Source organism: Pseudomonas sp. Pseusp3 (assembly GCF_047304225.1).
GTDB classification, from domain to species: domain Bacteria; phylum Pseudomonadota; class Gammaproteobacteria; order Pseudomonadales; family Pseudomonadaceae; genus Aquipseudomonas; species Aquipseudomonas fluorescens_CD.
Genome location: NZ_JBGLYV010000134.1, coordinates 1 through 13,726 on the forward strand (window position 1 = coordinate 1; position 13,726 = coordinate 13,726).

The 13,726-nt window shown below is 59.6% G+C and carries 18 protein-coding genes; 13 read left to right on the plus strand and 5 right to left on the minus strand.

The annotated features are described in order from the left end of the window. The first annotated feature begins 86 nt into the window (after positions 1-86). From ACCD00_RS27725 to ACCD00_RS27735, 3 genes are all read left to right on the plus strand, one after another. Complete coding sequence (locus tag ACCD00_RS27725; RefSeq protein WP_413428466.1) at positions 87-704, plus strand: TPM domain-containing protein; 618 nt, start codon at positions 87-89, stop codon at positions 702-704. A gap of 130 nt (positions 705-834) precedes the next feature. After that, positions 835-1,137 carry a helix-turn-helix domain-containing protein gene (locus tag ACCD00_RS27730; RefSeq protein ID WP_413428451.1) on the plus strand — a complete coding sequence of 101 codons (303 nt, stop codon included), beginning with the start codon at positions 835-837 and terminating at the stop codon, positions 1,135-1,137. Then, the gene (locus tag ACCD00_RS27735; protein ID WP_413428452.1) at positions 1,124-1,480 is read left to right on the plus strand and encodes a putative holin; all 357 of its coding nucleotides are present in this window, start codon (positions 1,124-1,126) and stop codon (positions 1,478-1,480) included. The genes ACCD00_RS27730 and ACCD00_RS27735 overlap by 14 nt, the downstream gene beginning before the upstream one ends. Positions 1,481-1,590: 110 nt before the next feature. On the opposite strand, the gene ACCD00_RS27740 is transcribed toward ACCD00_RS27735, so the two are convergent. Further along, positions 1,591-2,016, minus strand: a complete 426-nt coding sequence (locus tag ACCD00_RS27740) for a helix-turn-helix domain-containing protein (protein WP_413428453.1) — start codon at positions 2,014-2,016, stop codon at positions 1,591-1,593. Between the two features lie 300 nt (positions 2,017-2,316). On the opposite strand from ACCD00_RS27740, the gene ACCD00_RS27745 reads away from it, so the two are divergent. From ACCD00_RS27745 to ACCD00_RS27755, 3 genes are all read left to right on the plus strand, one after another. Beyond that, on the plus strand, positions 2,317-2,595 hold the full coding sequence (locus ACCD00_RS27745) for an ogr/Delta-like zinc finger family protein (RefSeq protein ID WP_413428454.1): 279 nt from the start codon (positions 2,317-2,319) through the stop codon (positions 2,593-2,595). 2 nt (positions 2,596-2,597) lie between these two features. Further along, positions 2,598-2,960 carry a hypothetical protein gene (locus tag ACCD00_RS27750; protein WP_413428455.1) on the plus strand — a complete coding sequence of 121 codons (363 nt, stop codon included), beginning with the start codon at positions 2,598-2,600 and terminating at the stop codon, positions 2,958-2,960. Positions 2,961-3,092: 132 nt separating this feature from the next. Continuing rightward, positions 3,093-4,319, plus strand: a complete 1,227-nt coding sequence (locus ACCD00_RS27755; RefSeq protein ID WP_413428456.1) for a class I SAM-dependent methyltransferase — start codon at positions 3,093-3,095, stop codon at positions 4,317-4,319. On the opposite strand, the gene ACCD00_RS27760 is transcribed toward ACCD00_RS27755, so the two are convergent. Then, entirely contained in the window at positions 4,309-5,223 is a 915-nt protein-coding gene (locus tag ACCD00_RS27760) for a DMT family transporter (protein WP_413428457.1), read from the minus strand. The genes ACCD00_RS27755 and ACCD00_RS27760 overlap by 11 nt on opposite strands. A gap of 230 nt (positions 5,224-5,453) precedes the next feature. Between ACCD00_RS27760 and ACCD00_RS27765 the strand changes: the two genes are divergently transcribed. The 3 genes from ACCD00_RS27765 to ACCD00_RS27775 all read left to right on the plus strand — a co-directional run bounded on the left by ACCD00_RS27765 (position 5,454) and on the right by ACCD00_RS27775 (position 6,873). Beyond that, the gene (locus ACCD00_RS27765; RefSeq protein ID WP_413428458.1) at positions 5,454-6,035 is read left to right on the plus strand and encodes a DJ-1/PfpI family protein; all 582 of its coding nucleotides are present in this window, start codon (positions 5,454-5,456) and stop codon (positions 6,033-6,035) included. Between the two features lie 14 nt (positions 6,036-6,049). After that, positions 6,050-6,355, plus strand: coding sequence for a ribbon-helix-helix domain-containing protein (locus ACCD00_RS27770; protein ID WP_413428467.1), 306 nt, complete (start codon positions 6,050-6,052; stop codon positions 6,353-6,355). Positions 6,356-6,528: 173 nt separating this feature from the next. Continuing rightward, positions 6,529-6,873 carry a YegP family protein gene (locus tag ACCD00_RS27775; RefSeq protein ID WP_413428459.1) on the plus strand — a complete coding sequence of 115 codons (345 nt, stop codon included), beginning with the start codon at positions 6,529-6,531 and terminating at the stop codon, positions 6,871-6,873. A 132-nt stretch (positions 6,874-7,005) separates the two neighbouring features. Here the strand turns inward: ACCD00_RS27775 and ACCD00_RS27780 are convergent, their stop codons facing one another. Further along, positions 7,006-7,893, minus strand: a complete 888-nt coding sequence (locus ACCD00_RS27780) for a dihydrodipicolinate synthase family protein (protein ID WP_413428460.1) — start codon at positions 7,891-7,893, stop codon at positions 7,006-7,008. Positions 7,894-7,919: 26 nt separating this feature from the next. Beyond that, on the minus strand, positions 7,920-8,702 hold the full coding sequence (locus ACCD00_RS27785; RefSeq protein ID WP_057716053.1) for an aldolase: 783 nt from the start codon (positions 8,700-8,702) through the stop codon (positions 7,920-7,922). Positions 8,703-8,861: 159 nt separating this feature from the next. Between ACCD00_RS27785 and ACCD00_RS27790 the strand changes: the two genes are divergently transcribed. After that, positions 8,862-9,404, plus strand: a complete 543-nt coding sequence (locus ACCD00_RS27790; RefSeq protein ID WP_413428461.1) for a helix-turn-helix domain-containing protein — start codon at positions 8,862-8,864, stop codon at positions 9,402-9,404. 98 nt (positions 9,405-9,502) lie between these two features. Here the strand turns inward: ACCD00_RS27790 and ACCD00_RS27795 are convergent, their stop codons facing one another. Then, the gene (locus ACCD00_RS27795) at positions 9,503-10,522 is read right to left on the minus strand and encodes a DUF4917 family protein (RefSeq protein ID WP_413428462.1); all 1,020 of its coding nucleotides are present in this window, start codon (positions 10,520-10,522) and stop codon (positions 9,503-9,505) included. A 132-nt stretch (positions 10,523-10,654) separates the two neighbouring features. On the opposite strand from ACCD00_RS27795, the gene ACCD00_RS27800 reads away from it, so the two are divergent. From ACCD00_RS27800 to ACCD00_RS27810, 3 genes are all read left to right on the plus strand, one after another. Beyond that, a complete protein-coding gene (locus ACCD00_RS27800; RefSeq protein WP_413428463.1) occupies positions 10,655-11,563 on the plus strand; it encodes a LysR family transcriptional regulator in 909 nt (302 codons plus the stop codon). A gap of 252 nt (positions 11,564-11,815) precedes the next feature. Next, positions 11,816-13,009, plus strand: a complete 1,194-nt coding sequence (locus tag ACCD00_RS27805) for a CaiB/BaiF CoA transferase family protein (RefSeq protein ID WP_413428464.1) — start codon at positions 11,816-11,818, stop codon at positions 13,007-13,009. Then, positions 13,006-13,726, plus strand: a 721-nt coding sequence (locus ACCD00_RS27810; RefSeq protein ID WP_413428465.1) for a hydroxymethylglutaryl-CoA lyase, incomplete at its 3' end; no start/stop codon positions are given. The genes ACCD00_RS27805 and ACCD00_RS27810, both read left to right, overlap by 4 nt.

Here is a 13,726-nt window from a genome sequence, read left to right on the forward strand (position 1 = left end):
AGGCTTCAGCGGCGGCGGGGGCAGTTTCGGCGGGGGTGGTTCGTCCGGCGGCTGGTGATAATAAAAACGAGCAGGCAATTCACGACATGGCACTACTGACTGAACACGAACAACGCAAGGTCGCCGAGGCAATTGCCCGGGTCGAGCGCGATACCGATGCAGAGCTGGTGACCGTGCTCGCGGCCCGCGCCGACGACTATGCGTACATCCCGTTGCTGTGGGCCAGTCTGCTGGCGCTGCTGGTGCCGGGCATCGTGCACTACCTCACTGGTTGGCTGACCATGCACAGCCTGCTGATGGTGCAATGGGCCATCTTCATCATCCTGTGCCTGGTGTTCCGCCTGCCGAAAGTCACCACCCGTCTGATCCCGCGCTCGGTGCGCCACTGGCGCGCCTCGAACCTGGCGCGCCGGCAGTTTCTGGAGCAGAACCTGCACCACACCGAAGGCCGCACCGGCGTGCTGATTTTCGTTTCCGAGGCCGAGCGTTATGTGGAAATCCTGGTGGATGAAGGGATATCCAGTCGCCTGGACAACAAGAACTGGGACGCCATCGTCGCCACGTTCACCCAGCAGGTGAAGCAGGGGCAGACGCTGCAAGGGTTTGTCAGTTGCATCGAAGCCTGCGGCGAGCTGCTCAAGGTGCATGTGCCAGTGACCCACGTGCGCAATGAGTTGCCGAACCGGTTGGTGGTGCTTGGCTAGGTCCTGGCATGGCGTTGTGTAGCGCTCGCCGCTACAACTCCCGTCAATTGTCCGGGGTCGGCCTTGTCGTCAGTATTTCTCTCTGACAGTGGACGCCCAGTGACGGGTGTTCCCGCGTAGAGGGATTCTTATGCCAACCCAACAATCGAATGACTCTTTGGCACGGGTAGCTCGTGGCAGAGAGGGAAGTACGCCAACGGCGAAGCTGACGGCGAAAGAAACACAAATCCTGATGTGGTGTTTCAAGGGCAAGACTTCCTGGGAAATCGCCAGGATCGAGAATTGCGCGGAATCCACCGTCAACTTTCACTTCGCCAATATTCGCCGAAAGTTCGACGTCAGCTCTCGCACTTGTGCATTGCTCAAGGCGATCGAGTCGGGGGCGATCCTGGTGGACTCGGTCATTGCGCGAGGTGCACATGAGCCTGACTGATTCGACCTACAACGGTATCAGCGGGCTCATGTTGGGAATGGGGATTGCCACTCTGCCGGTTGTTGATGGCGAGGCGCTGTTCGGTGCAATGCTTGGCGCGTGGCTGGTCACTACCACTCGTACTGACTTCAAGGCCTGGCAGCGCATCGGTTCCTGGTTGTTGTCTGCAGGTGTCGGTTACCTCTTTACGCCTGTCGCGCATCCGCTGGCGCCTTTTCTGACAGCCGGCGTAACAGCCTTTTTTTGTGCGCTAATCGTTATTCCCATCAGCATCAAGCTCATGCAATGGATCGATAGCGCGGGTATCGGCGAAATCATTCGACATCTGAGAGGGCGAAGATGACAGGTCGTGAAAGGGTTGCTTTGGCTGGGTGACAGGCGTTGCTCGCTAGAACCGTGTGTTCAGGCTGACGGGTTATCAGTGCGATGAATAACTTCATTACCGGCAGGCCATCAAGTTTCATTCGAAAGTTTAAGTGTTGCCAGGATAGAGGCCATTTCGGAAAGTCTGAGTTCCATGTCACGCAGTCGTTGTTTTTCCTCGAGTGCGTTTTGTATGGCGCAGCGATCATCTTCGTCGAGCAACCGCCAGAGCGCGAGAATGGTGTTTTCCCGTGTTGTGCTTTCCTGATTGGCTTCCGAGGAATCAGTAACTCTTTGTCTCAGAATCGGCCCTTCACCCAGCAGCAGCCAGTCAAGGGAGATTCCCCGGGCTTGAGCGATTTCTACGCATAATGAGTATGGTGTGCTGTCGCGGCCTCGCCAGCTACTAAGGGTTTGCGGGCTGATCTGTAGCGCGGAGGATAAAGAAGCATCGGTTTTTGTACCGGTAACTTGCTTCAGGCGAGCCAGAACAGCTTGTGATTTTTTGCTACGCAATTTGAGCCTCTTCCTTTTGACATATGCTTTTTGAGTGCCTAATTTATGCGTAATGAGTACTTTTTTTCTTGTAAGTAATCAATCACTAAAGATGAGTCAGAAGAATACGATGTCGAAACTTCCTAATGGTATCAGGGTGATTTCCTACGAGCTTGGCTCGAACCCATTACAGGTCTGCCCGATGCACTTCCTTATGTCTGGCAGACACTGTTCACAAGGCCGGAACACCACAAAGAACCTCTCAAGCAGTATTGCGTTTGATCAGGTTGATTGCCACCCAATGACCGTCGGGAATCAAGCATGAGTACTTATAAAATGGTGTGTCCGCACTGCTTGAACAGGATGCGCATCCGCACTAGTGAGGGCCGACATATTTTCCTGCGGGTGGCCTATCTGCAATGTACGTCGGAAGCGTGTGGTTGGTCGGTACGTGCCGAATTTGAAATGACCCATGAACTTTCGCCCAGTGGCATGCCCAATCCGGCTGTACGCCTGCCGTGCGCCGGACCCGATTTGCGCCGTGCCGCCGGGCCTGTTGCAGTCAGTCCTGGCACGACAGAAGTGGCGCAGGAGGGGTGAGCATGAAGGTCATCGATCAAGATGCAGATCTGAATGAGGAACTATTGGCTATGGCCCAGGCGTTTCTGGGGCGTCATGAAAGTGAAGGGGGGATCGACGATCAAGTCCTGTTTTGTCGTGCGGTGAAGCATTTGCAGAATATGGATGTACCGGTGTACCTGGCGGAAAGGCTGGTTAGTCGTGCCTACGGCGTACTCAAATCGTGCAACGACCGTCGTCGCCTGGACATCGATGCAAGTTCCGAAACGGTTGCCGTGGTGACCGACCCCGCCAATGGCCTGACCTGGGCAGTACCAGTGGGGCTTATCGTCAAACACATCATCAACTCGCCGAACAGCCGCAGGCTTCGACTGGTGGAACCCTGAGGTTTCGATGGTTGTATCGAGGTCCTGGGCCGCATGACTGGGACCTGCCACAAAATAACCCCGTGCCCAAAGTCCTCGTCCCCCTTAAAATACCGGCATTATTCGATTTGCATCGCCTGAGGCCGTTTTTTCATGTCCGTCACCGCCACTCCCGCCAGCCTCGCGCCGGATCATCACGCCCAGTTCATCGACCTGCTGCGAACCAGCATCGAGCACAATGCGTTCATCAAACTGGTGCTGGCCAAGTACGCGGGCGATGAAACGGACCTGCAGCGGATCATCATCAAACCGGTGACGGTCAAGGCGCAGCCTTGCCTGTCTTTTGTCTACCGCTACAAGACTCGCGATATCACCAGGAACCTGCCGCTGGCCGAAGGCGTGGCGAGCATTGCCGGGCTGCTGCCGGCGTCGTTCAAAAATGCGCATTTGTTGTCGTTGACCGACGAAGCCCAGCTCGAATACAGCAAAAAGGGCAAGTCATCGCTGTTCAAGAGCAAGCCTCAGCAATTGCGCGAAGTGCCATCGACCGAGCACAACCGTGAGAAAAACCGTTTTCTTGACCTGAGCCGGCCGTTTCTCACCGACCTGGGGGTGACCAACAAGCAGCATGAGCTGATCCCGGCGATGTCGCGCAAGTGGAAGCAGATCAACAAGTTCATCGAAGTGTTCAGCCATGCGCTGACCTCGTCACCCCTGGCGCTGGACAAACCGGTGCGTGTGGCGGACTTCGGTTCGGGCAAGGGGTACCTGACCTTCGCCATCCACGATTACCTGCGCAACACCTTGAAGGCCGAAGGCGAAGTGACCGGCGTCGAGCTGCGTGAAGACATGGTCACCCTGTGCAACACTGCGGCCGCCAGGCTTGAACATCCGGGCCTGGTGTTCAAGTGCGGTGACGTGCGCAGCGTGGCACCGAGCGAACTGGACGTGATGATCGCCCTGCATGCCTGCGATATCGCCACCGACTATGCGATCCACACGGGCATCCGCTCCGGTGCGGCGATCATCATGTGTTCACCGTGCTGCCATAAACAGATCCGCCTGCAGATCCAGAGCCCGGCGCTGCTCAAGCCAATGCTGCAATACGGCTTGCACCTGGGCCAGCAGGCGGAGATGGTCACCGACAGTTTGCGCGCGTTGTTCCTTGAGGCCTGCGGCTACGAGACCAAGGTGTTCGAGTTCATCTCACTGGACCACACCAACAAGAACAAGATGATCCTCGCGGTCAAGCGCGCCGAGCCGGTCGATCCGGCTCAACTGTTGGCGAAAATCCAGGAGCTGAAGGATTTCTACCACATCAGCGAGCATTGCCTGGAAACGTTGCTGCGCGCTGACGGTTACCTCGCGGCTAAGGTTTGACCTGAATTGCGGCCGGTAATGTGCCCGGTTGCGCCGGGCGCACCGCAGTCTTGCGTCCCAGCATCACCGTCACGATCACTCCGCCAGCAAACAGCCAGGTAATCGGCTCCACATGTTCACCGAAGAACAGTGCCGAGAAGGCGATGGTGAAGAAGATCTGCAGTAACTGGATCTGACTGACCCGGGCAATGCCGCCCATGGCCAGCCCGGCGTACCAGGCGAAGAAGCCGATGAACTGCGAAAACAGCGAGACGTAGCCGAAGGCCCACCAGGTCTTGGCGGAAATTTCGCCCTGATGTTGCAGCGCCAGGTACACCACCGGGCCGATCAGCAGCGGCGTCGACAGCACCAGCGCCCAGCAGATCACCTGCCAGCCGCCCATCTCCCTGGCCAGTCGGCCTCCCTCGGCGTACCCCAGCCCACCCACTGCAATGGCGCCAAGCATCAGCAGGTCACCAGCCTGAATGCTGCCGGCACCGCTGATCAGTGCATAACCGAGCACCAACGCACTGCCCAATGCGGCACAGGCCCAGAAGGCTTTCGAAGGTCGTTCATGGGACAACCACGCGGCGTACAGCGCCACGCACAGCGGCTGTAATCCGTTGACCAGCGCGCCGTGGGACGCTGGCAAGGTTTGCATGGCCCAGGCCGACAATACCGGGAAACCCAGGATCACCCCGGCCATCACCAGCGTCAGGCCTTTTACCTGTTTCCAGGTCGGCCATTTTTCCCGCTGCCACAGCAACAGCAACGCCGCCGGAACCGCCGCAAACAGTGCCCGGCCCAGGCCGTTGAGCAACGGGTGGAGTTCCTGCACGACAATCCGCGTGAAGGGCAGGGTGAGGCTGAAGATCACAACGCCGAGCAGGCCCAGGGCCATGCCGGTGTTTTCGCGCGAGGACATGATGGCAACCAGAATCTTGGGGGGTGGAAGAGGCCTTTATCTAGCCATAAACCCGGGGTAAACCGCTGTTACAGCTAGGCACAGACTTATCCGTACAGTTTGCGGCCCCCTGTGGGAGCGGGCTTGCTCGCGAAGAACGATAACGCCGTAGTAGCAGGTTATTACCCGCCCCCAAGGATAAGGACTACCTTGAATACTCCTGCACGCCCACTTCCAGAGGAGTCCTCCCCATGGCTGCGAAAAAAATTCTGATGCTGGTTGGTGATTACGTCGAAGACTATGAAGTGATGGTGCCGTTCCAGGCGCTGCTGATGGTCGGCCATACGGTACACGCCGTTTGCCCGGACAAAACCGCCGGCCAGACCGTGCGCACGGCGATCCATGACTTTGAAGGCGACCAGACCTACAGTGAAAAACCCGGTCACCTGTTTGCCCTCAACTTCGATTTCGCCAAGGTCAGCGCCGCCGATTATGACGCCGTGCTGATTCCGGGCGGCCGTGCGCCGGAATACCTGCGCCTGAACGAAAAGGTCCTGGAGCTGGTGCGCGCTTTCGACAAGGCCGGCAAACCGATCGCCGCCGTGTGCCATGGCGCGCAGTTGCTGGCGGCAGCGGGTGTTCTCGAAGGTCGCGAATGCAGCGCTTATCCGGCCTGCGCTCCGGAAGTGCGGCTGGCGGGCGGTACGTATATCGATATTCCGGTGACGGACGGCCATGTTCAGGGCAATCTGGCCACGGCTCCGGCCTGGCCTGCGCATCCGAACTGGCTGGCCGGTTTCCTGGGGTTGCTGGGTACAAAAATCACGCTGTAACGAGGGACATGTCCATGTGCGAGCTGTACGTCAAAGCCGACCCGATTCTTTACGAATCGCGCTCCCGCTCGCTGCGCATCTGCGGGGTGGTCACCACCCTGCGGCTGGAAAATCAGTTCTGGGACATCCTCAGTGAAATCGCCGAGGTCGACGGCATGACCACCAATCAGTTGATCGCCAAGCTGTATGAAGAGGTGATGGACTATCGCGGCGAAGTGGTCAATTTCGCCTCGTTCCTGCGGGTGAGTTGTACACGGTATTTGAGTCAGCGTCGGAGTTCGGCGCCGGAGTTGTCGGTGGTGCGGGCGACGGCGAAGTAGATACATTTTTAGCGCCGCAATCGGCCTCTTCGCGAGCAAGCCCGCTCCCACAGGTATCACATTGAACCTGTGGGAGCGGGCTTGCTCGCGAAGGGGCCGGCACAGGCGACAGATGCCTGAGGCTAGTCTTTACTCTGAAGCGCACAACCTCTCAATCGCCAAGGAGAAAAAGCATGTCCGGATGGTATGAAGTGAGCAAAAGCAGCAATGGCCAGTTCAGGTTTGTCCTCAAGGCGGCCAACGCCGAGACCATTCTGACCAGCGAGCTGTACACCACCCACGCCGCCGCCGACAAAGGCATCGCCTCGGTCCAGGCCAACAGCCCGCTGGATGAGCGTTACGAGAAGAAAACCACCAAGGATGGCCATCCGTATTTTAATCTCAAGGCGGCTAACCACGAGATCATCGGCAGCAGCGAGGCCTATTCCTCCGATGCCGCCATGGAGAAAGGCATCGCCAGCGTGAAGGCCAATGGCCCGAGCAAAGTGGTAAAGGACAAGACGTTGCCGGTGCTTTGAGATCAACACTCATCCCCTGTGGGAGCGGGCTTGCTCGCGAAGAGGCCGTCACATTCAACCTGTCTATTGAATGTTCCACCATCTTCGCGAGCAAGCCCGCTCCCACATTTTGGTTTTGTGTATGGCAAGAAGTCAGCGCAAGGCGTTCAGCAGCTTTTGCAACTGACCACAACCCGCCTCACTCAACGGGAACACCGGCAACCGCGGATCCCCGACCTCCAGGCCTGTCGCCCGCAAGCCCGCCTTGATCGTCGCCGGCAAGCCACCCTTGAGGATGAAATCCAGCAGCGGCAACTGGTGATAGAACAGTTCGCGGGCCTTGTGCAGATCGTTTGCCAACACCGCTTCGTACAAATCCAGGTTGAGCTGCGGGATCAGGTTTGGCGCAGCGGTGCACCAGCCTTTTGCGCCAGCGGCGAAGGCCTCCAGGGCCAACGGATTGCAACCGTTGTAGAACGGCACCTGGCCTTCGCCGAGACGTTGCAGTTGATGCATGCGCTGGATGTCGCCGGTGCTCTCCTTGACCATTGTCACGTTTTTCACGGCGTTGACGATACGCAGGATCAGGTCCACCGACATGTCGGTGCCGCTGGTGGCCGGGTTGTTGTACAGCATGATCGGCACGCCGATGCTGTCGCCGATGGCACGGTAATGGGCGAGGATTTCCGCTTCGCTGAGTTTCCAGTAGGACGCGGGCAGCACCATCACCACATCGGCGCCGTGAGCTTCGGCGAAACGCGCGCGGCGCACCGCTTTAGCGGTAGTCAGGTCGGACACGCTGACAACGGTCGGCACGCGCCTGGCCACGTGCCTGATGCTGAACTCGCTGACCTGATCCCACTCTGCGTCGCTCAGGTAGGCGCCTTCACCGGTGCTGCCCAGCGGTGCGATGGCGTGTACGCCGCCCTCGATCAGGCGGTCGATGGAGCGCCCGAGGGCATCCAGGTCAACGCCTTCGCCGTGGGAGGTGAAAGGGGTGATGGTGTAGCCGATGATGCCGTGAATGCTTGCGGTGGACATGGTGTCTCTCCGTTCTATCAATGGGTTCAGTTCAGGCAATCGGCGTGTTGGCGCAGTATCTGCCGGGCGTAGTAGTTGAAAGCGGCGGCATGCCGCTTGGGCCGGGCAATCCAGTCGTGGGCTTCACGGCCCAGTTCGGGAATGATCGGCTTGATGGTCCCGGCGCTCATGGCCAGCAGTTGCAGTTTCGCTGCGCGTTCGATCAGTTGCGCGATGACGCAGGCTTCTTCGATGGTGCCGCCGGTGGACAATTGGCCATGATGCGAAAGCAGGATCGCCCGTTTGTCGCCCAGTGCCCCGGCAATCAGCTCGCCTTCCTCGTTGCCCACCGGCACACCCGGCCAGCCTTCGAGAAACGCGCAGTCGTCATAGAGCGGGCAGAGGTCCATGTGGGAAATCTGCAACGGCACTTCCAGCATCGACAAGGCTGCAACGTGGGTCGGATGGGTGTGAATGATGCAGTTCACATCCGCTCGGGCGCGGTACACCCAACTGTGAAAACGATTGGCCGGGTTGGGCATGCCGTGGCCTTCGAGCACCTCCAGGTCCTCGTTGACCAGCAGCAGGTTGCCCGCAGTGATTTCGTCGAAACCCAGGCCCAGTTGTTGAGTGTAGTAAGTGCCGGGTTGCGGACCACGGGCGGTGATTTGTCCGGCAAGGCCGGAATCGTGACCGTGTTCGAACAGGATGCGGCAGGTCAGGGCCAGCTTTTGCCGGGCGGTCCACGTATTATCCGCCAGGGTATTTTGCATTTGGCTCAGCGCGTGCTTGACCAGTTGCTCTTTGGGCAGTGCTAATGTCTTGGCCATATCGGTGTCCTTTGGGTGATTCAATGGACGTCGGGTTTGCCCTTCACCGGTTCCTCGCAAAGTCGTCGGTGAGTGCAAATGACACTAAAGAGGCTATATGACACCTTGTGTCATTGGCAAGGACAAATCGTTGCCTCCTTGATGGATAAATCGCTCTACATGTCTATCCGTTTGAAATTACTCAGAAAAAAACTTGGCGTGACATTGGAAACCCTGGCTGAACAATCGGGCATGACCAAGAGTTACCTGTCGAAAGTCGAACGCGGGTTGAACACGCCGTCGATTGCTGCGGCCCTGAAACTGGCCAAGGCGCTGAATGTGAAGGTCGAGGAACTGTTCTCTGAAGACAACGTCAGCCTCGACAGCTACAGCCTGGTGCGCAGCCACGAACGGCAACCCTTGGGTGTCAGTGACAACAATTCGGGTTACGCGGTGCTGGCCCATCAGGTCAGCGAACGCAGCCTGTTGCCGTTCATCATTTATCCGCCGGCCGAGTTCACCGACAAGACCTTCAAGGAGCATTTGGGCGAGGAGTTTCTGTTCGTCCACGAAGGGCGGGTGGAGGTGGACTTCATGAACGAGCGCGTGCTGCTCGATCGTGGTGATGCGTTGCACTTCAATGCGCAGAAGCCGCACCGGATTCGTTCGGTGGGTGAGGTGCAGGCGCAGTTGCTGGTGGTGGTGCACAGCTCTGAAGAATGAGTTGACTGCAAAAGCATCGCGAGCAAGCTCGCTCCTACATGGATCACGCTGAACCTGTGGGAGCGGGCTTGCTCGCGAAGGCGCTAATCGTGTCGCCGCTAGACTTCAACCGGAACCGTGAGCTTCGGGCCACCCAACGCGTGGCTCTTCGAATCAAAAAACCGCAACTCAACCCCCGTCCCCTCGAACACTTTCGCGTAATGCCGCTTCTGGTGCTGGATGAACGCCTTGCTGCGCGGGTAAATCGAGATCGCCACCACCTGCGGTTTCGCCAGGCGCAAGGCGTGGATGATGTGGCTGTCCTGCTCCCCCAGCGCATGGCCGAAGATGCACAGCGCCTGGCCGTGACCGAGTAACTGCTCGTAGCAGAACGACAGATAGTCCGAACTGCGAATGGTCTTGAGCTTGTCCGCACTCGGGCCTTCATTGACGAACAGCGGCACGTCGTCGAGGGTCTTGATCGTGTTGTTGATGGCGAAATTGCCCAGCAACGTGCCCTCGGTCGACATCAGCTTGCGCGCCGTACCGTCCTGGTTGCGCACCAGGTGCAGACCGCCGTGCAGGTACAGCAAGCGGGTCTTGTCGGTGGCCGTGTCGCTCAGGTCGAAAGCGGGTTCGGCACCCTGGAACAGATCGGTGATCGCCTCAGGCTGGTGTTGCACCGCCCAGTAGTTGAGCAGGTCGTAATTGGTGGTGAACACCGTGCGGTAGCTGGCCAGTTCCTGATTGATGGTAACCAGCGTCGAAGGCACTACCAGCCGCCACGGAATATGCACCGCGTGCACGGTGTTGATCAGCGCTTCCTTGATCGCGTAGTAGCGATTGCGCGGGGCGGCGGAGCTGACGGCCAGGGCCTTGTTGACCCGGCTGGTGGTTTTCAACGCGCTCAGTACCTGCTCGAAACTGCGGGTCTGCATCGCATCGAACACGCTGAGTTCGGACGGGCTCAGGGGTTTTTCTTCAACGGTGCGCGCGTTTTCGAACAGCGACTCGTAGCCGAAATCGTCCCACACCGCGCGACTGGCACCGTTGCCCACCAGCAAACCACTGAACGAAGTGCTGCTGCGCAAGGCGTTCCAGTCTTCAAGTTGGGCATCGACATCCTGGAAATCGGTCATTGCGGTCTTCGTCTCACGGCAAAAGGTCTATGGGCGGCGACTTTATCACGAGCGGGTGCCTGGACCACGGCACGACTTGGGTGAAGAACGTTATGCTGCAACTTCGCCCGAGCCGACTTCGCCGAGTACCCGATGCTGCAAAAAAGCCTGATCCGCCGTCTCGACCTGATCACTCTGCAACTGTTCGTCGCCGTCCATGAAGAGGGCACGCTGACCCGTGCGGCGTCGCGCGAAGCGATTGCCGTCTCGGCGGCGAGCAAGCGTTTGATGGAACTGGAGGAGGCGTTGGGCATCAGCCTGTTCGTGCGCCAGGCCAAGGGCATGTCCCTGACGCCGGCCGGTGAAACGCTGCTGCACCATGCCCGGCAGATGCTGTTCAACGTCGAGAAAATGGGCCTTGAACTGGGCGAGCACAGCCACGGTGTGCGCGGCTATGTGCGGATGCTCGCCAACCTGTCGGCGATCATTCAGTTTTTGCCCGAGGACCTGCGGGACTTTTCCGAGCGTCACCCACAGGTCAAGACCGACCTCGAAGAACGCCCCAGCGCCGGGGTGATCCAGGGTGTGCTCGACGGGGTGGCCGACCTCGGCATCTGTTCCATCGACAGCGACATCAAGGGCCTGCACAGCGTGCTGTATCGCCAGGACAAGCTGGTGGTGTTGATGCCGCCACACCATCCATTGGCGAGCCGCCCGAGCGTGGCTTTCGCCGATACGCTGGACAGCGATTACGTCGGCCTTCATGCCGCCAGTTCGATCAACATGCGCACCCACGCCGCCGCCCGCCAGGCCGGCAAGGTGTTGCGGGTGCGCATTCATGTGCCAGGGTTCGACGCCATGTGCCGCATGATCCAGGCCAACATGGGGATCGGCATCCTTCCGCAGCGGGCCTATGAGTTGTTTGGCCGGGCGCTGGGTTTGCACGCGGTGCCGTTGACGGACGAATGGTCTGACCGGGCGTTGATTCTGGTGGTGCGGGATGAGGCGTTGTTGTCGCCGGTGAGCCGGATGTTGTTTGAGCATTTGCGGGGTTCAGCCTGACAGGTCCCGGTTGATTGCACCGGCCCTATCGCGGGCAAGCCCGCTCCCACAGTGGGCAATGTGAAGCACAAATTGTGCGAACACCGAAGATCCCTGTGGGAGCGGGCTTGCCCGCGAAGGCGGCCCTGAGGTCGCGACAATCTTCCAGAGCGTTCGCATTTCGCGAACGCCCGTTGCTAACTGAAGGTTGGATTCCCGAGTCCCCTGTCCTCTAGCCTTGGCTCATATTCCAAGAACAAGAGGTACCCCGCGATGACTGCCCCCTTGAGTGCGATCAAAGTGATCGAGATCGGCACGCTGATCGCCGCGCCGTTTGCGGCGCGCATGCTGGCCGAGTTCGGCGCCGAAGTGATCAAGATCGAAGCCATGGGCCAGGGCGATCCCCTGCGCAAATGGCGCAAGCTGCACGAAGGCACCTCGTTGTGGTGGTACCTGCAATCACGCAACAAGAAGTCCCTGGCGCTGAACCTCAAATCCCCGGAAGGCATCGAACTGGTCAAGCAACTGGCGACCAGTGCCGATGTGCTGATCGAGAACCTGCGCCCCGGCGCCCTGGAGAAACTCGGCCTCGGTTGGGACGTGTTGCACGCGCTCAACCCCAACCTGACGCTGGTACGGATTTCCGGATACGGCCAGACCGGCCCGTATCGCGATCGTCCGGGTTTCGGTGCCATAGGCGAAGCCATGGGCGGGATCCGCTACACCACCGGCACGCCCGGTTCGCCGCCGGCGCGGGTCGGCGTGAGCCTTGGCGATTCCCTGGCTTCGCTGCATGCGGTGATCGGTGCGCTGATGTCGCTGCTAAGGGTCAAGACCGGGCAGGGCGGCGGGCAAGTCGTTGATGTGTCACTGGCCGAAAGCGTGTTCAACGTGATGGAAAGCCTGGTGCCGGAATACGACATGCTGGGCCATGTGCGTGAACGCAGCGGTGGCGCCTTGCCGGGGATTGCACCATCCAACACCTATCTGACCGCCGACGGCGCCTACGTGGTGATTGCCGGCAACAGCGACCCGATCTACCGGCGCCTGATGCAAACCATCGGCCGCGCCGATCTGGCCGAAGCGCCGGAGTTCGCCCACAACGACGGACGCGCAGCCAAAAGCAACCTGCTCGACGCCGCCATCACCCACTGGACCAGTAGCCTGCCCATTGACGAGGTGCTGGCCGCGCTGGAAGCTGCCGAAGTCCCGGCCGGACGCATCTACTCGGTGGCCGACATCGTCGCCGACCCGCACTATCGGGCGCGGGACATGCTGCTCAATGCCGAGCTGCCCGGTGGCGCCACGGTGAAGATGCCGGGCATCGTGCCGAAACTCTCCGAGACCCCCGGCGGTGTGAACTGGTCCGGCCCCGGGCTGGGCCAGCACACCGACGGCATCCTCGCGCAACTGGGCCTGACTGCAACAGACATCGAACGCCTGAAAGTCGAAGGAGTGGTGCAATGATCAGCGATTATTCCGACCACCTGATCGTGCAGGAAGTGTCCCCGCGCGACGGTTTGCAAATCGAGCCGACCTGGGTTGAAACCCACGACAAGGTTGCCTTGATCGACCAACTGTCGTTGGCCGGATTCAGCCGTATCGAAGCCGGTTCGTTCGTGTCGCCCAAGGCCATTCCGGCACTGCGCGATGGCGAGCTGGTGTTCAAGGGCATCACCCGGCAACCGGGGGTGATCTACGTCGCGCTGATCCCCAACCTCAAGGGCGCGCAACGGGCACTGGCGTGCAGGGCCGATGAGCTGAACCTGGTGATGTCCGCCAGCCAGACCCACAACCTGGCGAACATGCGCATGCGTTGTGAGGATTCATTGGCGGCGTTCGGTGAGATTGTGCACTTCGTTGGCGACAGCCCTGTGCGACTCAACGCCAGCATCGCCACCACCTTCGGCTGTCCGTTCGAAGGCAAGATCGATGAGGACCGCGTACTGCAAATCGTCGAGGCCTATCAGGAACTCGGCATCCAGGGCATTACCCTGGCCGACACGACGGGCATGGCCAACCCGCGTCAGGTCGACCGGCTGGTGCGCCGGGTGCTGCAAAGGGTCTCCTCATCAGACCTGACCCTGCATTTTCACAACACTCGCGGCCTTGGCCTGTGCAACGTGCTGGCCGCTTACGAGGCCGGTGCCCGGCGCTTCGACGCGGCCCTCGGCGGCCTCGTAA

Coding starts and splice junctions, on each gene's coding strand:
- ACCD00_RS27730 (WP_413428451.1), top strand. CDS start 835: ATGCCAACCCAACAATCGAATGACTCTTTGGCACGGGTAGCTCGTGGC.
- ACCD00_RS27790 (WP_413428461.1), top strand. CDS start 8,862: ATGTCTATCCGTTTGAAATTACTCAGAAAAAAACTTGGCGTGACATTG.
- ACCD00_RS27765 (WP_413428458.1), top strand. CDS start 5,454: ATGGCTGCGAAAAAAATTCTGATGCTGGTTGGTGATTACGTCGAAGAC.
- ACCD00_RS27735 (WP_413428452.1), top strand. CDS start 1,124: ATGAGCCTGACTGATTCGACCTACAACGGTATCAGCGGGCTCATGTTG.
- ACCD00_RS27775 (WP_413428459.1), top strand. CDS start 6,529: ATGTCCGGATGGTATGAAGTGAGCAAAAGCAGCAATGGCCAGTTCAGG.
- ACCD00_RS27805 (WP_413428464.1), top strand. CDS start 11,816: ATGACTGCCCCCTTGAGTGCGATCAAAGTGATCGAGATCGGCACGCTG.
- ACCD00_RS27785 (WP_057716053.1), bottom strand. CDS start 8,702: ATGGCCAAGACATTAGCACTGCCCAAAGAGCAACTGGTCAAGCACGCG.
- ACCD00_RS27760 (WP_413428457.1), bottom strand. CDS start 5,223: ATGTCCTCGCGCGAAAACACCGGCATGGCCCTGGGCCTGCTCGGCGTT.
- ACCD00_RS27780 (WP_413428460.1), bottom strand. CDS start 7,893: ATGTCCACCGCAAGCATTCACGGCATCATCGGCTACACCATCACCCCT.
- ACCD00_RS27795 (WP_413428462.1), bottom strand. CDS start 10,522: ATGACCGATTTCCAGGATGTCGATGCCCAACTTGAAGACTGGAACGCC.
- ACCD00_RS27755 (WP_413428456.1), top strand. CDS start 3,093: ATGTCCGTCACCGCCACTCCCGCCAGCCTCGCGCCGGATCATCACGCC.
- ACCD00_RS27745 (WP_413428454.1), top strand. CDS start 2,317: ATGAGTACTTATAAAATGGTGTGTCCGCACTGCTTGAACAGGATGCGC.
- ACCD00_RS27725 (WP_413428466.1), top strand. CDS start 87: ATGGCACTACTGACTGAACACGAACAACGCAAGGTCGCCGAGGCAATT.
- ACCD00_RS27770 (WP_413428467.1), top strand. CDS start 6,050: ATGTGCGAGCTGTACGTCAAAGCCGACCCGATTCTTTACGAATCGCGC.
- ACCD00_RS27800 (WP_413428463.1), top strand. CDS start 10,655: ATGCTGCAAAAAAGCCTGATCCGCCGTCTCGACCTGATCACTCTGCAA.
- ACCD00_RS27750 (WP_413428455.1), top strand. CDS start 2,598: ATGAAGGTCATCGATCAAGATGCAGATCTGAATGAGGAACTATTGGCT.